This is a genomic window from Paenibacillus sp. Soil766 (assembly GCF_001428105.1).
GTDB lineage: Bacteria > Bacillota > Bacilli > Paenibacillales > NBRC-103111 > Paenibacillus_E.
On record NZ_LMSJ01000038.1, the window covers coordinates 14,637 to 35,769 of the forward strand.

Consider the following 21,133-nt stretch of genomic DNA (forward strand, 5'->3'; position numbering starts at 1 on the left):
TACCATAATGCTGAAGGAACGGGGAGATTCGAGTGGTAAATCTATTCTTGAAACAATCCCATCATTACGAGAAGCGTTAACACATTCCTAAAAATATGGGGATGGGTTAACGCTTTTCGCGATACCCATCCTGCGAGATACAACGCGCAGGACCAAAGGTCTAGCGCGTTTTTTTGTTTCAGAAATTAAATAAAACGGAGGTATTAAGAAATGGCAATTATGACAGATTCAATGGGGAATATTTTCTTAGAATTCTTAAAAATAGAAGAGGAGAAACTTGTTGTTGTCGAACTCGATGCTCCACTAACACATGCACTAATTGTAGTGGAGTGTTTGGGTAAGTACCTTTTTATGTACAACAAATGGAGAAATAGTTGGGAATTGCCTGGCGGTGTTATTGAAGAAGGAGAAACTGCTAAACAATGCGTTATTAGAGAATTATTTGAGGAAACTAATCAAAAGCTTATTTATGTTGACTTCAAAGGTTTATTGAAATTTCGACTTCAACCAAGTTTTCATGGTCCTGAAAGGACAGAGTATGGAGCTTTGTTTTCAGGTCAGCTAAGTCAACTTGATGATTTTATTGAAAACGATGAAGCTAAGTCAATCATTCTTTGGGACGGTTCAACTGATATTGGACAAATTGCAGAGATAGACAAGAAATTGCTTGAGTTCATATAATTTATTATTAAGCTATCTGGAGAACGAAAGCTCAGTATATCTTCATAAGGCCGCCACGGTTAGTGCCAAATAGTAAGAAAATGAACGTTCTTGAAGAACAAATTGATACAATCAAAAGTGATCCTAATAACTTTCTACTTGTTTTTAAGGAATGCGGTGAAATATTAGGGACCGTGACGCTAAATATATGTATACAAGCACTGCATGGAACAAGACCGTATGGAATTGTCGAGAACATTATTGTTCATGAGAATCATCGAAGTAAGAGTATTGGACAACAACTTTTACAGTATGTTGAGGACTATTGTAGGTCAATACATTGTCATCGGATTATGCTTCTAAGCAATTCAACCCGTGAAAGAGCTCATCAGTTTTTCGAACGAGAAGGATATGACGGATCAGTCAGTAAAGGATTTAAAAAATATTTCTAATTTGAAGGGCTGCCGCGTGGTAGCCCTTTGCTCCGCTGACGGGCAGGATAACACGGTACATTAAATTTAAATGTCACCTAAAAATTGGAACATTTTTTAATTTATTTCCGTCTAAGCATTTGAGGTGGAGGACGATGGGAAGAAATGGACAATTTTTATGGAGAATCATTTTATGTACATTAATTTTCGGCTGTTCAACTAGTACAAATAAAGAAATTAAACCACATGAAAATTTGCTACCAGTGCAAATCGAACGAGCAGTGACTATTAACCCGAAAACAGAAAATGAATTACAGAAAAAGAAAGATGAACAATTAAAATTAGTTTCAGGACTCTTTAAACCATCAATAGAAGTGCTGAAAGAAGATGGGAAAATAAAACTTAGTTTTTATCTTCAGAATGTTTCAGGTAAAGAACAACAAATTTCATATGGGTCAGGACAAAAGTACGATATTATTATTTACAATGAGCAGAATGAAGAGATTTATAAATGGTCTATTAATAAAGCGTTTACTCAGGCTCTAATTGTAAGGAATTTTATACAAGATGATAAGCTTAATTTTAACGAGGAATGGAATTTAAAAGATAATAAAGGCAATTTAGTACCACCAGGGAAATATACAATTGAAGTTAAAATAATGATAAATTTAAAATCTGAAACAACTAATCAAGATGAACTAACTGCTAGAACAATATGTGAAATCATCTAATAAGTAACTGCTTCGTTCGTCGAATAGTTTCAAGAATAAATCAATAAAGAGCATTTTTGTCATTTTTGCAAAGAAAGATGAAAGGGTGAGGATTTATGGAAGTAAATGTGTTAGAACGTTTACCAAATCCAATAATCTTAAAAAAGCTAATGAAAATCCAAGCATCATTAAATATTATACTTTGTGAAGATGAATGGCTTCGTTACCATAGTTTTGTTCAAGATTGGGATGAAGGTGTTTGTATGGCAAAAATAGATAATGGGGCTGGTGATCATCTAATTATTTTGTTTTCCCCTGAAGGCTCCATAATAAAAGGCTTCGATCATGAATCTGAATTAAGCCCATATGCTCAAGATGAACATAAAGTATGGCAAGGGATTTATGATGACATTCCTAAGGAATTATTATCTTTACTTGAAGGCGATGCAATTAAAAAAGATGATGTGACTTTTTGTATTTGGTGTGAAAACAGTGACACTAACTGGCGCAAGGGAAAAGTTGAAATTCCAAAAGGTGAAAGCGATGGTTCTGATTTTTTAGTGGGCTGTATATTCCATACACCAGAGGAATTTGTAGAATTTGCAAAAGGTTATTTTGAATCATCTCCAACATTAGATGTTGTTGCAAAAATTTACGATGATTTCCCCATTACTGCAGAAATGATTAATATCTTAAATCCCGACTGTGATGTAAAAGAGGTTCTTCAAGAATTAGAATTATTACGCTTAAGGATTTAGTGAAGGTAAATATGATTGCAAACTGAAAAGGTCTATTATGAGCACGAAACCTCATGTAGTCTCAATTGCTGCTTTGGATATTGCGATGGCGAGAAGGATTTTGCGAGATTATAGTGAGAATTCGATTAACGATGTGAAAAGTGACTTAAACAACTATCTAATCCGTGGAAGAGACGTTTACTTAGAAATGCAAAGAAACGTAAAACCGAACTCAGACGATGTGATTGACGGATTATTACCTGCTCCTTTAATTGTAGAGCAAATAAGGTAAGATGCGACTAAGTAATGTTTCACGGAGCCTCAGCAGTGTTGAACTAACGGCGAAGTTTGTAGAATAACAAAAACCACAGGGCTGCCACGAATAAGCTGGCAGCCTCATTACGTTAACGGGTAGGTTAATTTATACTTCTTTGCACTTTAACGCCTGAGTTTAATGTATAATTATTCCAATATCCTTTTGTGGGTGGGTGTTCTACGTTGAATAAGTATAAATACATTTTCTTTGATTGCATGGAAACAATTGTTGATTTATATGAATTGCCAAAAGGGAATGACTATGCCTTGTGGGCATTTAAAGGTTCTGGTGTTGAGCATTATTGGAATGATTTTATTGAGTTCGCAAAATATTATGAAACTTCAAAAATTGAAATTGGAGTAACCCTTGAAATGGACGAAGAGTATGAGTTAATAAGAAGGTTTGAGTTATTAGTTGATAAATCTAAGTCGATAGGACTAAATATTAAAACTGAAGTAGTAACAAAGCTATATGAAAATTATTGGAGAACATATAAATCGAAATGCTACATAAGTCCAGAAGTGAGAGAGGTTATAATTCAACTTTCTAAGAGATATAAGTTAGCTATAGTTTCAAATTTCATGGTAAAGGATGGTATAGAAGAGTTATTATTCAGCAACGGAATTGGAGAATTATTTGACTTTATAATCACCTCGATAAATGTAGGTTGGAGAAAGCCACATTCAAGAATATACGAGATTTCCATGCAATCAGCAGGCTGTAATAATTCTGAAATTATATTTGTTGGCGACGATTATGAAAATGATTATTTAACACCACAGAGAATGGGAATGAAGTCAATCTTCTTAGATAAATATGACAGCCAGAGAGCAGGAACTGAACGAGTATCCAGCTTCAATGAATTGAAGACAGCTTTATTAATATAAATGATATACGATCAACACCATTTAACTATCTGGAAACGATAGTTCAACGAACCAGGGAGTTGTTTGCCGACGGCGGATACTCTTATTCATTCAGCTAAAGAGAAGGTTTGTTACAATAATCACTATCACAATTTACTAGCTTGACCGAGGCGTACGTTAAAGAGATTACCGGCTTTTCTTTTTTAACTTATTGATTATAGTAATTCATAGGAATATTATTCTAAAATGGAATAGGGTGTTTCATATGGGAGTGGGCGAACGGATTGGCAGAGGCAACACTGCGGATATTTATGCACTAGGGTCGAAAAAGGTCCTTAAAGTATTTCGCGAGCCGAAACTGCTTGACCTGGAGCGGAATATTAGTACCGCTATTGAGGAGTTAGCGGTAGGTGCCCCGATATTTTATGGAACCGTAGAAACTGACGGTCTTACCGGACTTGCATATGAGAGGATCCTGGGACCTTCCATGCTAGAGATTCTAATGGGTAAGCCGGAAAAAGCTGCAGAATACGGTCGTCAGCTGGCTCAGCTTCACGCCAGGATACACAGCGTCAAGGCAACCGGTCGTTTGGAATCTATTAAAAGTCGACTGGCTTATATGATCAGCGGCATTCGTCACGTCGGCTTCGAGCCGTTACGAGAGGTGATCGAAAGCCGTCTATCCGAGCTTCCTGGGGGTGATCATCTTTGCCACGGTGACTTCCATCCTGGCAATGTGCTTTTAAGTCAGAGGGGTCCTGTCGTCATCGACTGGATGACCGCAGTATGTGGTCCGGCACAAGCCGATGCAGCCAGAACGATCATTATACTGCATCACGCGGTCTTGCCGGCGGAGCTTCCCGATGTCGTTATCCAGACGTTTGCTCAGCTTAGAACTATATTACTGCAAACATACGAGGACACATATCTCGAACTGACCGGATACAGCCGGGAGGAGCTCGCTAAGTGGGAGCTTCCGCTAATGGCGGCACGCCTAGGTGAGAGCGTTCCGGAGGAGGAGCAACGCACTCTGCTCGATATAATACAGCGACAGCTAAACTAGTTTTCATCACTTAGAGAATTAAGCTAACGCAGAACGATAGTTCAATCTCTATATGACGGTAGGCGGTCTAGGATCGGCCACCGTTGTCTGTTAAAGTAAAGAGCAAGCTGACATGGTGAGAAATATATTTATATGCAAGTAAAAGGTGGATTAAAGTGTAAGAGAACATCTCTTTTAAATACAAATATCGTAGGAAGTGGTTTCTATGAGTTACGATCTTCATATTACCAAGGCTGAACACTGGATATCTAGTGAGCAAAACCCAATAACAAAAGATGATGTAATAAAAATCGTAGATATTCTAAACACCTATAAAGGGATAGCATTTATGTTTCTAGACGGCAGAATTACTCTATGTGGTGCTAATGAATCGGTGATTGGTTTAATGATTACTATTGCAAATAGAATTGGCGCTAGAGTTCAAGGCGATGAAGGGGAATATTACGATAATACCAATAAGGCATATCCGGAACCGCCTGAGTATCTAAGAATAGTTCCAGTAGTAGATATTTATGAGTCCGAAAGTATCCCGGACGAGCAACTAAAATTTATTGGATCTCTTAGGGTCGAAGATGAGATTCAACATGCTAAATTTGGAATAGGTAAAATTCTTGAAATCATTGGCGATGGTAAGGATACAGAACTTAAAGTAAAATTCATTGATTTTATAGGAACGAAAAGAGTATTAGCTTATTTTGCGCCAATTACTACTTATAACTAGAATTAGCATGTTGAACTAACGTAAGAACGTTACTTAAATAGGGATCGCCAGCTGCCGCGCAGTCTGGACGGTCCCTATTTCGTTGAAGTAAAGGGAGGTTTAATGGAATAATATGTATGATACAATGGTGTTCTGGGAGGTGTATTCATGCAAAAGGCAATTGTAGTTCATTATTATAACGATAAAAAGAATAACTTAAGTGATTTAAATCAGCTTTTACAAGAGGGATGGAAGGTTGTAACTCAGAGTGCTATGTCAGGTGGTGAGATGGGTGCAACAGTTTATTCACTTGTTATATTAGAGAAAAATTAGGAAACAATGCTTCGGGATTCATTGAAGAAACGGAAAACGTTAGAAAAACTCTCACAAGAAATGGGGACGGCTATGGGCTTGGAAGTATTCCTAAAGGCTTTCAATGAGAACAATTGGTGCAATTTTGTAGCGACCTGCAGTAAAGATGTTGATGAGAATAGTATCGAACTAGGTGTTATTAGTGTCCCAGAAGAAAATTTTACAATGATACTAAAGTATGGGATTACTTAGGCGGTCAAAGAAGTTCACAGCAAATTGAAGATAGAATTACAGAATGGATAAATCCCCAAGAAAATTGCCAATATCGGACAGTGAGAGAATTAGTTTCAGATGCATTCTTAGGGCATTTTATTAACACCACACTATGATGGAGAATATATTCAAATTTCATATATGTTTCTATCAAGTTTTTGGGGTAACGGTTTTGCATTTGAGGCGGTAAGTCAAGTATTGTGCTATTCCTTTGAGGATAAAGTATATAACAAGCTCATTGCTGAAGCGCAATCTGCAAACACTTCTTCATGTGCTTTATTAAAAAGACTTGGGTTTTAGTGAAGTAAAGAGAGTTATTCGTTTTAATGAAGAACAAGTAATTTTTGCTATAGAACACCCAGTCATATAATTATTTAAAGATCTTCAAATTTCCAAGCTGAAACTTGATTAGTCCACCTATGTCTTTGAACTATCGGATAACTATAGCGTAATTGACCTTCAAGTCAGAGGCTGCCGAGTGGCAGCCGTTTCTCAACTAAAGGGCAGTTTTGGGTAATTCCAAGTCATGTTTTGTTATGTGATTATAATTACCGTTTTCTTTATGTTAAGATTAAAAAAAGAAACAATAATCATAGTAAAATAAGTTTGAACTGGAGTGTTAAGAAATGAATTTTCATAACTCCTACTTAAGGCAAATTCAGCTTAAGAGAACGTTTATCCCCTCTTATAATTCCTATCCATTTAATTTAGGTGTAATAAAAAGCCTCAGTCAGCTTGATTTCCACCCTAAAGTAACGTATATCGTTGGCGAAAATGGGATGGGAAAATCGACTTTAATGGAGTCAATTGCAGTAGCATGGGGTTTTAATCCTGAGGGTGGTACGATAAACTTTTCATTTTCGACTCGATCTACACATTCTAACTTATACGAATACATTCAATTGATAAAAGGTCCTCATCGTCCTAAAGATGGTTTCTTTTTTAGAGCAGAAAGTTATTATAATCTTGCTACAAATATTGATGATCTCGATAGCCAATTTTCTTTTGGTCCACCCCTTAAAGATTCTTATGGTGGGAAGTCATTACATGAGCAGTCACACGGTGAATCGTTTTTCTCCGCCTTCGTGCATCGTTTTGGAGGTAAAGGATTATATATTTTGGATGAACCCGAAGCCGCATTGTCTCCTCTACGCCAAATGGCGATGCTTACACGAATACATGAATTGGTTCAACAAAACTCTCAGTTTATTATTTCAACTCATTCCCCAATTCTTATGGCATATCCGGATTCGATTATATACAATCTGAAGCCAGATGGTATAGAAATTAATTCTTTGGAGGAAACAGATCATTACGTTATTATGAGAGAATTTATAAATAATAAGGAAAAGATGATTAACCAGTTATTTGAAGCCTAAACTGAAGCTAACAGGCAGAAGAACGGAACAATGTCTACGCTAAAGTCCCTGAACAGTAAGTAGTGATTTAGATAACGATGGCCTCAGCCTTTTCGGCTAGGCTTTTTTTTGTTTAATAACAGAAACTAAAGTGCACTAATATCGTCTGTATCTATGTAAGTGAACACGAGGGAGGAACCCGCGTTGAATACAAATTTAGCAAGGCTTTGTCTTATGATGGTAGCTGTGCTTACTATCGTTAGTTGTGAGAATAAGAGTGAGATGCACCCAACTGAAACGCCAATCGCTACATCATCGCCAGCGTCATCGGCATCACAATCGACTATACCAACGCCAGAACCGACCTCCACTACATCACCGCACCCTACGAATATTCCCATTGACAAAGTAAGGATCATGCTTGAGGAAGAGCCGCGGATGCCATCGAATGCTTCAGCACTCGTATCGAGTGCGTCGAAACACTGGATCATCGATTTTAGTGAATCTATGAATCGTACATCTGTGGAAGAAACGTTGAAGCGAAATCTGCTGCAACTGGGCAGCACAAGTAACACCGTCGACATCAAATTCGAATGGATGAATGATCGGCAGTTGAAGGTCATTACATCCTTGCGGACAACTGAAGTCGAAGCCAACCGAGTGATTTACACCATATCCGTGAATGGTGCTTCCACGACTGCTGGAGCTAAATTGGAGCAAACAAGTGAATTCAGGGCCACTGTAGGCGATATCAAGCAAATTTACCGTATTTCAATCGATGGCAAGTCAAGGGAGAAGTTAAGTTCGTTTGATAAACCCTATTTTTTAAACAAGGTACCCAATGATGCCGGCTACATGTTCACCACCCAAAACACCTATTACTGCGAGTGCGATGCTAGAAGTAAAGCGCTGTACGATTTATTTGATTATGGTCAACGAACACACGTTTCGTATCCTGTCGAGCTCTATACTAGTTATGTAGGAGAGGGCGGAAAGGTAGTTGCTGACACAAAGGGCTTTTTCTACACGAATCCTCAAGGTTTGAAAATGCCAGAGAGCAGATCAGAATATCACATTTCGCTGGATGGATATTTATTTGGTACAGGGATCAGCAAAGATCGCCGTTATGCGTTTATCGTACGTGGGGAAAAGGGCCAGAAGACGGATTTTGATTTCATTTTATTGAATCTGGAGACCGGTCAACAAGAAGTTTACGCTAAAACGATAAAGGGGAATCCACCTTCGAACCAAATCAGCGACGGGACGTTACCCATTTCGTTTAATGATGACGGTAAGCAGGTCACTTTTATCATGGAGAACACAGAGCCTTGGGGTTATGAACGTTACGCATTCAATTGGGATCAGCGTACAGTTAAGCCACTTGCATCACCAGACGGAGAAGTGTGGTGGAGTGTGAATATGACCAGTGACGGCGTCTTTCAATTGTCTAACAGTGGAGATCTATATAAAAATGGCGTTAAACAAAATAAACCAAAAGAAGTATCGTACGGGACCTGGATTAACAACTCGCATAAGTTGATGATGTTTGAAGTAGTGGCAGGCCGAAGTAATAAACTCACCATGTATGATGCGGACAGTAAACAAATAACACCAACGAACATTATCCTTCAACCAGATGAAAATGTGATTGGAACGAGTTCAGATGGAAATTGGATATATGTGTCTGGGAAATAAACCAAAGTGACATTTCACCAATAGACACCCTGAACGGTACATGTGTATCAAATGTTCATTGAAAATAAAGGTTTTAGACTGAAAAGTAAAGTGATAAACAGAAAAATAAAGTAGACGAGCAGCGTGCATTAAGCTAAATCAGCTAATAACTATTAGAAAGTTTTCATGAATTACTTTTATTTCCAATTAATTTAATTCGAGGTATGCTTCCTTTCGTTTAAGTATGGCATAAATCCAATGTAGTAACTTGTCACACATGCGATCATCGCTACTTTATGGGGTTTTCCTTCGGCCATTTTTTTGCCATAAAAAGCTTTGAGCTTCTTACTCCCAGTAAGCCTCAGCCCGCAGAGTACTGCCATGTACAAGGCATGCCTTAGTCTATTGGAGCCACGTTTTGTGATACGACATTACACCCCTTGGTGGTTATCCAGAATATACAATATACAGTATTAATGATTGTCCAAACTTGGTTGCTTGGGTCGAAGAAGTTGCCAAGCAAGAAATAAGTAGATTGATTGGATAACACAATGAACCATTACGCTATCTGGGAACGATAGTTCAATCGCGATATGACGGCAACTGGAAACGGCTGCCGTTTTCCATTGAAGTGACTGGGCAGAATAATTCTAAATATCTTTTAGATGCATCACGAACGTAAGTTCTGATATAATGTATCAATAAATTGAAGTCGAAAGGAAGCAGCTATGAACGCAATAGAAGCTATAGTTCAGAATTTGAGTGAGGTTAGGCGTAGAAGCATGATTATTTGGGGAAGTATTCCGCAAGAGTTTTTTGACTGGAGACCGGATTTAGAAGCAATGAGCATAAAAGAGATGATCCGCCATGTCCTGGATAGTGAACATTATTACCATCTTGCCTTGTTGAATGAAGGAAGTCTAACCGCATATGAATCCCCTTATGAGACTCGTACTTTTACAACACTCAAAGAGGAACTCAACTTTTCAGAAACCTATCGGAATGAATTTATGGATACAGTAAAATCCTATACACCAGAGGATTTAACAAGAATCCAGATTGATAGAAAAGACGTAGGGTACATTCGATCATTAGGCGACATGCTTATGAGAATTGCATACCATGAAGCAGTCCATTCAGGTCAACTTTTAGATTATTTAAGATTAGCCGGATTAAAGCGGCCAAAAGTTTGGGATTGAAGTTTAAGAAAGAAAGATTGAGCTAACGAGGAACTTTAGCTTAATTACCTTCAAGTCAAGGGCCGCCCAGCAAACCGGCAGCCTTTTCTCAACGAAAGGGAGCGTAGTAGTGGTCTGATTTTGTTATGGTAAAATAAGGGACAGGTGATAAACTTTGATGACAGTCAAAAAATACCCTATATCACTTCTTTTTTGAGAAGGAACGTTTATGAAAGTGGCCTGCACGGTGTGGCGGAGGGGAACAGGTAGCGATAATATCGAAGCCTTACCTATTCCTATCTTATGATTTAGTAAATTCAGTTAGAGGGAACGCCGGATGCCGGGGTAAGCCCAATTGAGGGTGTGTATGATGTGGAAGATTTGGCTACAGCATTGCTCAAAATGGAAGATGGCAGCACTTTATCGCTCGATGTGAGTTGGGCCGCACATTTGGAGACGGATAACGAGCCATTCATTCATCTAATGGGTACAGAAGGTGGAGCAAGCTACAGAGGACCACATGGAATGTTGTATACAGAGAAGTTTAACCGATCAATCGATTTGGACCTAAATACACCAGATAACGATGAAGGTGATCGGATTCGGATGTGCCGTCACTTCTTGTCATGCATACGGGGAAGGAAAAGAGCCAATTACTTCTGCACTGAGTGGTTTTACGAATAACTTGGTACTGGATGCGATCTATGAATCTTCCCGTACGGGACATGAAGTCAAGCTTAATTGGAGTTAAGGTAGATCCTCCGATCATTCTGGGGGATGAACCTACGGGCGCACTAAATTCGAATACGGGTGTGGAGATCATGGATATTTTCAGGCAGTTGTATTAAAACTGATTTGTGCCTTACGATAAATCGTAGGGCTTTTTTAATTGCCTGAGATTGGTGTTGAGGGAACTAAAGTTTACTAGTTGAAAATAGAGTTCGTTAGTAAATGTGTACATGACACCTCTGGCGTATGGATAGCCTGAAAAAGTCAAAAAAATAGAATGAAATGTCATATATTTAGAACCATCGTGAAAGAAAAATAACTATAATATAATTAACCCTTAGAAAGCGCTTTCTTTTTCGACATCCGGAGACAAGTGGGAGCCTGCCAACCGAGACTTCTTCACTGGATGCCCTATTCGCATTAGTGGATTCGGGAAATTACCGTGCAGTCCGAGTGGACGGGCAACGATGGAACTCATGCTGATCGATCGCGTGAACGGTCGAAACGGTTGTGTCACGAAGCAATCAAGCTTACGGATTATATTGTAGGGTACTGCTACACGCAATTACCGACGGCCAGCAAGAGGTGAATAGGCCCTTGACTGAAGAGCGCAGACCGAAGGTGCCACTTGATAAAATTAGGGAGATCAATCTTTCCTAATGAGGGGGATCGCTCCACGGTACATCGTTCGTTCACGAGCGTCTAGCGGCGGATTATTAAACTATGAATAGGAGCTGATAGTAAATGAAAAAATGGTTGACGGGACTGCTCGCTTTTGTCTTGATCATGTCTTTTCCAGCATCAGGATTCGCTTACAGCAATCCGCAAATTGTACCGGACTCATGGCGTTGGGATACTGGGATTTTTTATGGGGAAGGCGATCCGTTCATCTTGAAATTTAACGGAGTCTACTACCTGTACACCAGTACGGTGGACGATAAGCCAGGTGTGAAGGTTTGGTCGTCGGAAGACCTAGTGCATTGGGAATATCGCGGTTTGTGCGCTACGGAACCAGTTACGAAAGGAGCCTATGCTCCGGAAGTTGTTTACTGGAATGGTGATTTTTACATGTATACGGCTCTGCTTCGGGATGAACCTGGCACCACGCAGCGCGGTCATCGCGTTCTGAAGAGCTCCAGTCCTACAGGTCCTTTCACGGCACAAACGGGCAATAAAGTAAATGGCATTGACGGAGACGTATTCATTGACGATGACGGACAGTGGTACTTCTTCAGCACGGGCAACGGCAATATCGAAGTTCGTCTGATGTCTGATCCTTATACGTTCGGAGAGAAATTGAATACCGGAGCGGTAATGAATGGTTGGACCGAGGGTCCGACGGTAATCAAACGCAATGGTAAGTACTATATGACGTATACCGGAAACCACGTGTGGAGCGATGCTTATAGGGTGGATTACGCGAGCAGCTCGAGTCCAGTTACTGGTTATGTGCCTGCTACTTCCCAGAACCCGATTCTTCTCGACGCGGAAGGAGATCATGTCGGGCTTGGGCATAACTCCATCGTTCGTGGTCCCGATTTGGATTCCGATTATATGGTATACCACAGCCATGCTAAACCGGGGCGAAATCTGAACTTGGACCGGATCGTATGGAATGGGGACAAGATGCTCGTGCTGGGTCCTACGACATCCGAGCAGCCCGACCCGGCAATGCCTGAGTTCAGCGACCGGTTCCAAAGGAATGGATTAGGTGATGATTGGAAGGTTGTCGGCGGAGGGAATTGGGGAATCCAGGACGGCAGCACGTTGTATCAAGATGCCATGGGTGGACCGGAACAATCTCGTATGCTCATTTCCCAGAGAGCGACGGATGACAATTTCACGGCGGAGTTCAACCTGAAGCAAGTTGAGCAGGGGACCAGCGCTAATCCGTTGATGGGTGCAGTATTCTCCTTCAAGAATGAGAAAAATTACGGAGTTGCCGTACTTAACCGCAATCAAAATCGTTTGGAAACCGTTTTCCGCGTGGACGGCAAGGATACAGAACGGGTAACGACCCCTCTACCGGTTGGCTACGATTATACGAAATGGCATCAGATCCGTGTTGAGAAGGAAGGCTCCGACTATCGCATTTATGTAGACGGCATGTTGAAGCAATCCCGTTCTGTCGAACGTCTTGGCAAGGGCAAGATCGGTTACACGACAACGGATTCGCATGCAGATTTCGGATATGTCGCGTTTAGCAACAAGGTGGGCGGTAACAGCGGTAATGCTGCTTACAAACCGATTCCTGGCGAGATCCAGGCAGTCCATTTCAACCCGAAAGGTAATGACAAGTCAGAAGGCAATGCCGATCATATCACTATCTCCGAAGCTACATATGGCGATTATTACGTCTCATCGTTCAAAAAGGGGAATTTGACATATAACGTAAATGTATCCGAAGCGGGAACCTATGATGTGTTGATCAGGTATGCTGCAGCAACCGATGCACGAGTAAAGCTTGAACTCGATGATTCGACCGAACTGACGGACAACGTGCGGCTCCCTTCGACAGGTGGCGCAGATCAATGGAATAATTGGGTGATACAGGGTGTCAACCTTCCGCAAGGGTTGCATAAGCTCAAAGTGAAAGCCGTCGGGGGAACGTTCGATTTTACCTCTCTGAAGTTCAACCGCTCTGTTGCAACGACGCCCATTTCCGATGATTTCAATGACGGCAACGATTTCGACTGGAAGAAATTTGAACTGGGCTGGCGGGTAAATACCGGGGAAGCGCCTCCGTTTGACCTTCCCAAGCCGGTCCCGGGAATCGTCGAAGCGCCTTTCTACAACACAGGCGGAGAAGGAATAGCTTACCATGACAACACTTCCGATAACATCGGAGGTACTTATCGAGGCGATTCCGTCGATATCCGAACAAACGCCAATTTCAATGGGCTTAACGTCGGTTGGAACCAGGCCGGCGAATGGCTCAAATACAATATTGATGTGAAACGCGCGGGAATGTACAAGATCGAAGTAACGGCAGCAACGACGTTCGCCGATAATCAAGCGCGCATATGGCTGGACGATCAAACGGATCTGACCGGTGCGATCAATATACCGAGTACCGGAGGCTGGAATAACTGGCAGACAACGGTCTCCCAAAACGTTTATTTGCCTGGAGGCCTGCATACGATTACCTTCGAAACGCTTAAAGGCGAGTATGACTTCGCGAGGTTGAAGTTCGTATCGTTCGACGTTCCCAAATCACTCCCGGGCATTGTTGAAGCCGTTCATTATAACACGGGTGGCGACGGTGTCGGTTACCATGACAATACGCCCACGAATATTGGCGGCCTATATCGCAATGATAGGGTTGACATTCGGGTCAATCCGCTAGGAGGCTGGAACGTCGGTTGGGGCCAGACTGGAGAGTGGTTGAAGTATAACGTCAACGTTACCAAGCCAACTGTCTATACCGCCAGTGTCAGGGTCGCAACAGCGCTTAACGGAGGGAAAATCCGTTTGTGGCTTGATGATACGACTGATTTGACCGGTGTCGTGGATATCCCCAATACCGGGGGCTGGAATAGCTGGAAAAATGTCAAGGTTGGTGACTTAACACTTCCGGAAGGTGATCATACAATCAAGGTCGAAATCGTCCAAGGCGAATATGATTTTACAAGCCTATCGTTCAATACATCTAATGAAGCAGCAATGCTTCCCGGGACCGTTCATGCCGTGGATTACATGAATGGAGGGGAAGGTATCGCGTACCATGACAACACGCCGGGTAACATCCGTGGTCTATACCGTACCGATGACGTCGATATACGTTTGCTCCCGGAAGGATACACGACGGGTTGGAACCAGACCGGCGAATGGTTGAAATACAATGTGAATGTTGCCGAAGCCGGTACATACAAACTGGATTTCAAACTGGCTACGGGCTTGGATAGCAGTCAAATCAGATTTTGGCTTGATGATACTACCGACCTTACCGGTATCATCAATGTTCCAAACACTGGCGGTTTCCACGAGTGGATGACGGTAACGAAAGAAGGGTTGGTTACCCTTCCCGCGGGCAATCACACCATCAAAGTGGAAATTGTAACCGGCGAATTCGACTTTTACAGCTTCCGTTTCCATAATGACCCGATCGTTCCCAAACAAGGCGTATATAAATCTCAACCGAAAGGGTATCCGAAATCGGTCATCGGCGACAGCAACTGGTCAGACTATACCGTTGAGACGGATATCAAGTTGGGCGCAAATACGCAAGCTGGAGGTAACACAGGTATCATTTTCCGAGTAAACAATCCAGCTGACGGAACGTTATTAGGGCAAAACAGAAACGATTTCCTTCAGGGGTACATGGCCTACCTGGCCGCAGACGGCGTACATCTGGGTAAATTCAATTATAATTTCAAGGAGCTGACTAGCACAGCGCTAACCGACATGGTTGGCAATTGGCAGCATATGAAGATAGTTGCAAGCGGCACTAGGATCAAGGTTTATGTTGGGGACATGGAAAACCCCCTTATTGATTACACAGATCAGAGCGATACTGCTTTCATGCATGGTAAAATTGGAGTTAGAAGTTTCAACAGCGAAAGCTCTATCGATAACTTTACAGTGATGCCGAATCCAGTGGAATAAACGACAAAATCACCCTCTTCTTTTTTGCAAAGGAGAAGGTGATTTTTCTCATTTTAGGGGTAGCTCAGTGGTGATAACCCAGTCTACGTGGACAGCTTCTTGTGTTGATTTAAATGAAAAGTCCGCTCTATGCACATATGCGATGCACATATGCATGTGAGTGATTCGAACAGTTGAATGATACACGCGGTGCCACGAGGAAGGGGGATATCCTTATCCAACAGCCAGGGCGGGCAGGGGAGATTGAATTAACGGTTAGCGTGGCGGATGTCCAAAGAAAATAAAGTGTTGGACTATTCGGAAACTGGAAGAGGACAAGAACATATATGCATAATGTGCCGCGTTTTACGCGTTTTTTTTATTTTATGGATATAACTTCTTGTCCTTTCTAAAAGACAAGAAGTTGTATCGTTTTCCAATAAAGGACACGAAGATGATACATTCCCCGTAGTTGCTAGACGATACAGATTATTGGTCAATTAAACATAATATAATACATCTTTATGTCCCAAAATTCGGGTTTCGTTACAAGTTACTATTGGAACAAAGAGATGTAAAATACAGGCTCACACTGTTACAAAAGTAACCCGCCATAAATCGGCTGATTATGTTCAACTACTGGAAAGAATAGTTAAGGAGATTGCTTCAAGACAGCTCCTTTTGTGGCTTTTGAGTTAACTTCATTTCACGAAGACTGATTGCGGAAACGTGCTACCAATCCTGGTATCCTTTTTGAGTTGGAGGCAGGAGCACATTTTCAGTGGTCGGTGTAAGGTGTAAGGAGGAATAAATATATACTTAATTAACCGGCATTTTTTCTCGATTGACAAGAGACAAGAAGTAATGCGAGTATGTTACAAAAGGATCTGGAAAAAATTGAGTAATTGATCAAGTGATTAAGGAAAATAAAGATCGTTAGTGGTGATCAAGGAAAATAAAGATCGTTAGTGGAAAATAAAGTGATTTAGTGGAAAATAGAGTTCGTTAGTCAAATTTACAATAGTAAACAACAAACAGTGCTCTTCTGAAGAGCACTGTTTGCTTTATGAATTGTAACGGGCATTACGATCGGGCAGGATACTTCCAATGTGTACTAATATAAAAATGACAGTATTATTTAAAATAAAAGATTTTAATGTGGTGTAAAGAGGTGAGTATTGACTGGGGAATTTATTGTTACTTTGCTTAAGTCTCTTATTTTATGTCATATTATTCTTTAGTTGGTTTTTACCAACATTATTTTTTGGTTGGGTTTTTCGTTTAATATTATTGTATTCCTAATTCCCTTCTTTGTAATTGCTATGGCGATTTTTGCAGGATATGCAGGATTATAATTATTCTTTGTAATTCAAACAAGAGTCCATTTAACTAACGGGAGAACGATGGCGTAGGAGTTGAAGATGCGGCTGCTTTTTGTTGATTGAAGTTATGGGTAGCATAGTTCATATAAAGGTGGGAATATGGTGATAAAGTTAGATTTAGATCAAATTAAGGAAATCTTATCTAAAAGATATTCTGGATGGGATATTTACATTGAACCCTCCGGGAAATGTATCTGGGTAAGTATGAACGATAAAATATTGAATTTTTTTGAGATCCAAATTACTCAAGTTGAAGTCGGAATTTCTCGACGAAAAGATAGCGAAGGATTAGATTTTTCAGGTCATGATGAAGCATTTAAAGATCTTGATGAAACTTTCGAATATATCGATAAAAATTTGCTAAAGGATATTCGAACTAACGGAGAACGTTCGTTCGATGAACACACAAATGAAGGCTGCCAACATAATCGGCAAACTCTATTACGTTAACGGGCAGCATTGTATGGGGCTCTCCTTGAAGTAAAGTTAAGAAAAAGTTTGATCGGAGGGATGTTGAATGATAAATGAGTACCGGCCCCCTTTGCTGCTTGAACAATTAATCAAATGGGATTTGGAAAATCCAACAGGCCTTTTCCTTGGTATTGATTTTAATGAGAAGAATGGGTATTTTTGTACCCCGGTGGATTCTTTTTCGTTCGCACGTACAGGAATGGATGGAATACATTTCGTCTTATTAACTGATTTTGGTCTGGTCAAAGACTTGAATGAAGTACCAGTAATCGGAATCTCGCCAATGGATTCGGAACGCGTACGAATTGTTGCTCGTAATCTGTCTAACTTTTTCTCCTTACATTTCTTCGATGAACTGTTATTACTGAATGAATATTCGAGTGAAGACTTATATTTTGAAAGTATTAGTAAGGAACTGGTCAAAGATCGGAATTCAAAATGTTTGATCATGACCGATGGAAACGAGAGAAAAAGATGGTTTTAAACGAAATTCAGGCGAAATTCAACTAGTCTCCTATATCGAACCCTATCCAATATCTACAAGACATTCGAAATGAACGGAAATTACAGATTACAATTATGACGGAGGATTCTCTAGGGATATTACCTCTCCTTCAAGGAATCACTCACGGGAAAGAGCCATTCTTTGCTTAAATTCGAAACTTACAACATAGTGCTTGTTCTAATCGTAATACAGTTGAGAGCCACACGAATGAACTTCTTCAAATAGGAATGGTTCATGAAGCAAAATCATTAACTGCTCGCTTATTGCGCTAACGGTTAAACTATAGTTGAACAAGCAGTAACCAAAGGAGACGACAATTTGTTTAAGAAAAAAATCACAACCCTGTTAGCAACAACTGTAATCATCAGTGTCTTCGTAGTTTCAATTGCAGTTCATACCAGGGGGATTGAAAATATGGATATTAATGATTTAAAAGAACCTACGTTTGTTGCGCTTGCGAACGAAGTGATAGATATAATACAGTATGTTATTACAAATCGAACATATCATACGGATGAGGAACGGGATATAATTGATAAATTTATTGATTTATCACATTCTGAGAATCAAGAGATGATAAAGAAAGAGCTCATGAGAATTAAGAGTAAATATTTTGCGAATATTAATTTTAAAAACTATGACGATCCCAACAATAAGATTCTTGTAAATGAGCTATTACCGAGTCTAAGAAAAATTAGAGAACGACTGTCAGAAACAGAAAATTATCCATCTACAGGAAATTCTAACGAGGAATGATAAAGGGAACGTTTGTTCAATCACTGCAATGGGAGGCTGCCGGCACGATGGCAGCCTTTCGCTAACCTAACGGGCAGGTTACTTCCAATATGTGTTAACATATGAGAGAAGTATAATCATTTTAGGGGGATATGTTGAAATGAGTATTAAGGGTGATTTTATTGAATTTATGGTTAAATCAAATGTTCTAATATTCGGTGACTTTGTAGCCAAGAGCGGTAGAGAAACACCATACATGATAAACACAGGGAACTTTCAAACTGCGAAGCAAATCGCTACTTTAGGCGAATACTATGCTGATTGTATACAATCTCAATTGGATCTATCAGTAAATGTTCTGTTTGGTCCTGCCTACAAGGGGATTCCTTTGGCAGTAGCTTCTGCTACTGCTCTATATAATAAATACAATAGAGATATTTCAGTAACATTTAACCGAAAAGAGAAAAAAGATCATGGTGAAGGAGGGCAAATCATTGGGTATATACCTCGAAATAACGATCGTATTGCAATCATTGAAGATGTAATAACCGCGGGCACAGCAGTAAGAGAAAGTATAACCTTACTTAACAACACAGCGGACGTAAAGATCACAAATTTATTCGTTTCAGTCGATCGATTAGAGAGAGGTTTGGGCAATAAATCGACGATTCAGGAATTAAATGATGATTATGGTATACACACCAGTGCCATTGTAACCATAGAGGATGTCCTCTCATATCTACATAATCGTGAGATTGACGGAAAAATTGTAATTGATGGATTAATGAAAAATAAAATGGAAGATTATCTTAATCTTTATGGAGTTAGATAGCTGGTACTCAGTTTCAATTTCACTATCGGGACACGATAGTTCCACACATAACAGACAGGCTACCGTTATTAATACGGTAGCCTATTAAAGTAACGGGCAGAAGACCATTTCTCCCACCTATTATGGAACAAAATGTAATTTTTACTCGTCAATAATGTATATGTGTAAGGGAGGTTTTAAATTGCTCAAAAAGTTAATGATCTTTGCTTTTGCTATGAGCATATTGTCAGGTTGTTCAAATATAAAAGCCATTGACCAACCCCAAGGAACATTAAAAAATAATGCTGACGTGGTTGATATCCACGGAAGTGTTTCTAACCTCTTCAAAATGGACGACTTTGCTAAAAAAGTTATAGAAAAAGAAAACGTCTCTATTAGCATTTCTCATTACACGATTGAAGGCGACCCTATTTATCACAACATCAAGTACCGCGATGGTAACTTCGAGCTTCAATATGATACTACGCAAGATAAATTCGGAGCAGGCAAAGTAACAACATACGCATGTGAAAACTTTGAAAAAACTGAAACGAATACAGAAATGAAATATACCTTAAAGGGTTGTTCTGGTGAAGTGAAAAGCATTGATGTTTTATACCTTTCATATGACGTATCGAAACAAGACCTGTTCCAATTTCAGCTTAAATATGGTGATAATCAAGCAAATGAGATTAATACGATAGATATGAAATTGGTGAAAGACCTAAAAAATAGTCAAATGCTAGGTGTGAGTGATTTTCAGCTGAATAATGAAGAACGGCAAAAAATATATAAAAAAATGGTGCTCTCCAATTATTTAAGTGAAAAGAAATTTGCAACATGCACTGAGAAACCTGATTTCTATTTAAAAGTTAAAATCAATGGTGCGGTTCGTGAATATAACTGGTCAGATTGCACAAGTAATGAGGACAATAAAATAATGACTGTTTTGGCTAATACAATTATTGAGATTGTTAATACGATCCCTTAGGAAGGTAGCCCTTCGCCCCGCTAACAGGCAGGATTCCTATTATGTAGAAATATGAGGTTTGAAAAACAAAAAGACTCCTTGGTATGATGTTTATGGGTCCCAGATGCTGGCCAGCGTCGGATCCAAAAACAAAACCAAGGAGACTACAACATGCATTCTACTCAAAATGAANCAAAAAGACTCCTTGGTATGATGTTTATGGGTCCCAGATGCTGGCCAGCGTCGGATCCAAAAACAAAACCAAGGAGACTACAACATGCATTCTACTCAAAATGAAAGAATTAATCAAATCACTTCTTCTACTTTAATTATCGGTGTCGACATCGCAAAATTCAAACATGTGGCTCGTGCACAAGACTTCCGCGGAGTTGAGTTCGGGAAGCCAATTTCGTTTGAAAACAATAGAGAAGGCTTTGAGTTGTTCATGAGTTGGTTCCAGGAGATTTCAATGGAACAAGGACTCCAAGACGTTATCGTTGGCATGGAACCAACGGGCCACTACTGGCTGAACCTTGCTCATTTTCTAAAAGAAAAGCAAGTGAAATACGSTGTAGTGAATCCACTGCACGTGAAGAAAAGTAAAGAATTAGATGACAATTCTCCAACAAAGAATGACATTAAAGATGCGAAAGTGATCGCACAGCTGG

The 21,133-nt window shown here is 40.0% G+C and carries 24 protein-coding genes and 1 pseudogene; 23 read left to right on the plus strand and 2 right to left on the minus strand.

What is annotated here, in order from left to right; translation table 11 throughout:
* The first annotated feature begins 210 nt into the window (after positions 1–210).
* The 13 genes from ASG89_RS26500 (at position 211) to ASG89_RS26555 (ending at position 9,121) form a co-directional block, all read left to right on the plus strand.
* On the plus strand, positions 211–681 hold the full coding sequence (locus tag ASG89_RS26500) for an NUDIX domain-containing protein (RefSeq protein WP_057314054.1): 471 nt from the start codon (positions 211–213) through the stop codon (positions 679–681).
* A gap of 80 nt (positions 682–761) precedes the next feature.
* The gene (locus ASG89_RS38750) at positions 762–1,112 is read left to right on the plus strand and encodes a GNAT family N-acetyltransferase (RefSeq protein WP_157276814.1); all 351 of its coding nucleotides are present in this window, start codon (positions 762–764) and stop codon (positions 1,110–1,112) included.
* Positions 1,113–1,246: 134 nt separating this feature from the next.
* Positions 1,247–1,822 (plus strand): BsuPI-related putative proteinase inhibitor, encoded by a 576-nt coding sequence (locus ASG89_RS26510; RefSeq protein ID WP_057314057.1) that lies wholly within the window; start codon positions 1,247–1,249, stop codon positions 1,820–1,822.
* 95 nt (positions 1,823–1,917) lie between these two features.
* Complete coding sequence (locus tag ASG89_RS26515) at positions 1,918–2,559, plus strand: hypothetical protein (RefSeq protein WP_057314059.1); 642 nt, start codon at positions 1,918–1,920, stop codon at positions 2,557–2,559.
* A gap of 37 nt (positions 2,560–2,596) precedes the next feature.
* Entirely contained in the window at positions 2,597–2,830 is a 234-nt protein-coding gene (locus ASG89_RS26520; protein WP_057314060.1) for a hypothetical protein, read from the plus strand.
* A gap of 188 nt (positions 2,831–3,018) precedes the next feature.
* A complete protein-coding gene (locus tag ASG89_RS26525; protein ID WP_414813290.1) occupies positions 3,019–3,741 on the plus strand; it encodes an HAD family hydrolase in 723 nt (240 codons plus the stop codon).
* A 190-nt stretch (positions 3,742–3,931) separates the two neighbouring features.
* A complete protein-coding gene (locus ASG89_RS26530) occupies positions 3,932–4,783 on the plus strand; it encodes a phosphotransferase family protein (RefSeq protein WP_157276816.1) in 852 nt (283 codons plus the stop codon).
* A gap of 205 nt (positions 4,784–4,988) precedes the next feature.
* Positions 4,989–5,504: a hypothetical protein gene (locus ASG89_RS26535; protein ID WP_057314063.1), complete on the plus strand. Its 516-nt coding sequence runs from the start codon at positions 4,989–4,991 to the stop codon at positions 5,502–5,504.
* A gap of 147 nt (positions 5,505–5,651) precedes the next feature.
* Positions 5,652–5,816, plus strand: a complete 165-nt coding sequence (locus ASG89_RS36725; protein WP_157276817.1) for a hypothetical protein — start codon at positions 5,652–5,654, stop codon at positions 5,814–5,816.
* A gap of 21 nt (positions 5,817–5,837) precedes the next feature.
* Positions 5,838–6,047, plus strand: coding sequence for a hypothetical protein (locus tag ASG89_RS37910; RefSeq protein ID WP_157276818.1), 210 nt, complete (start codon positions 5,838–5,840; stop codon positions 6,045–6,047).
* A 114-nt stretch (positions 6,048–6,161) separates the two neighbouring features.
* A complete protein-coding gene (locus ASG89_RS38755; protein WP_414813291.1) occupies positions 6,162–6,368 on the plus strand; it encodes a GNAT family N-acetyltransferase in 207 nt (68 codons plus the stop codon).
* Positions 6,369–6,694: 326 nt separating this feature from the next.
* On the plus strand, positions 6,695–7,447 hold the full coding sequence (locus tag ASG89_RS26545; protein ID WP_057314067.1) for an AAA family ATPase: 753 nt from the start codon (positions 6,695–6,697) through the stop codon (positions 7,445–7,447).
* Positions 7,448–7,630: 183 nt separating this feature from the next.
* Positions 7,631–9,121: a hypothetical protein gene (locus tag ASG89_RS26555; RefSeq protein WP_157276819.1), complete on the plus strand. Its 1,491-nt coding sequence runs from the start codon at positions 7,631–7,633 to the stop codon at positions 9,119–9,121.
* A 186-nt stretch (positions 9,122–9,307) separates the two neighbouring features.
* Here ASG89_RS26555 and ASG89_RS37915 read toward each other — a convergent pair.
* Positions 9,308–9,528, minus strand: a pseudogene (locus ASG89_RS37915) (IS110 family transposase); the annotation flags it as partial.
* Between the two features lie 300 nt (positions 9,529–9,828).
* Here ASG89_RS37915 and ASG89_RS26560 point away from each other — a divergent pair.
* From ASG89_RS26560 to ASG89_RS38275, 3 genes are all read left to right on the plus strand, one after another.
* Positions 9,829–10,299 carry a DinB family protein gene (locus ASG89_RS26560; RefSeq protein WP_057314070.1) on the plus strand — a complete coding sequence of 157 codons (471 nt, stop codon included), beginning with the start codon at positions 9,829–9,831 and terminating at the stop codon, positions 10,297–10,299.
* Between the two features lie 342 nt (positions 10,300–10,641).
* Complete coding sequence (locus ASG89_RS26565) at positions 10,642–10,962, plus strand: hypothetical protein (protein WP_157276820.1); 321 nt, start codon at positions 10,642–10,644, stop codon at positions 10,960–10,962.
* A 41-nt stretch (positions 10,963–11,003) separates the two neighbouring features.
* Positions 11,004–11,126, plus strand: coding sequence for a hypothetical protein (locus ASG89_RS38275; RefSeq protein WP_268795663.1), 123 nt, complete (start codon positions 11,004–11,006; stop codon positions 11,124–11,126).
* A 218-nt stretch (positions 11,127–11,344) separates the two neighbouring features.
* Here ASG89_RS38275 and ASG89_RS37920 read toward each other — a convergent pair whose 3' ends face one another.
* A complete protein-coding gene (locus ASG89_RS37920; RefSeq protein WP_235549938.1) occupies positions 11,345–11,524 on the minus strand; it encodes a hypothetical protein in 180 nt (59 codons plus the stop codon).
* Between the two features lie 227 nt (positions 11,525–11,751).
* Here ASG89_RS37920 and ASG89_RS26570 point away from each other — a divergent pair, with 227 nt between their 5' ends.
* The 7 genes from ASG89_RS26570 to ASG89_RS26600 all read left to right on the plus strand — a co-directional run.
* Positions 11,752–15,612 (plus strand): carbohydrate-binding protein, encoded by a 3,861-nt coding sequence (locus ASG89_RS26570; protein WP_057314073.1) that lies wholly within the window; start codon positions 11,752–11,754, stop codon positions 15,610–15,612.
* Positions 15,613–17,072: 1,460 nt separating this feature from the next.
* Entirely contained in the window at positions 17,073–17,423 is a 351-nt protein-coding gene (locus ASG89_RS26575; RefSeq protein WP_057314075.1) for a hypothetical protein, read from the plus strand.
* Positions 17,424–17,490: 67 nt separating this feature from the next.
* Positions 17,491–17,928 (plus strand): hypothetical protein, encoded by a 438-nt coding sequence (locus ASG89_RS26580; protein WP_057314077.1) that lies wholly within the window; start codon positions 17,491–17,493, stop codon positions 17,926–17,928.
* A 339-nt stretch (positions 17,929–18,267) separates the two neighbouring features.
* Positions 18,268–18,705: a hypothetical protein gene (locus ASG89_RS26585; RefSeq protein ID WP_057314078.1), complete on the plus strand. Its 438-nt coding sequence runs from the start codon at positions 18,268–18,270 to the stop codon at positions 18,703–18,705.
* A 139-nt stretch (positions 18,706–18,844) separates the two neighbouring features.
* Positions 18,845–19,516 (plus strand): orotate phosphoribosyltransferase, encoded by a 672-nt coding sequence (gene pyrE, locus ASG89_RS26590; RefSeq protein WP_057314081.1) that lies wholly within the window; start codon positions 18,845–18,847, stop codon positions 19,514–19,516.
* Between the two features lie 181 nt (positions 19,517–19,697).
* Entirely contained in the window at positions 19,698–20,486 is a 789-nt protein-coding gene (locus ASG89_RS26595; protein WP_057314083.1) for a DUF4362 domain-containing protein, read from the plus strand.
* 256 nt (positions 20,487–20,742) lie between these two features.
* Positions 20,743–21,133 (plus strand): IS110 family transposase (locus ASG89_RS26600; RefSeq protein ID WP_157276821.1); only part of this gene is annotated, 391 nt, incomplete at its 3' end.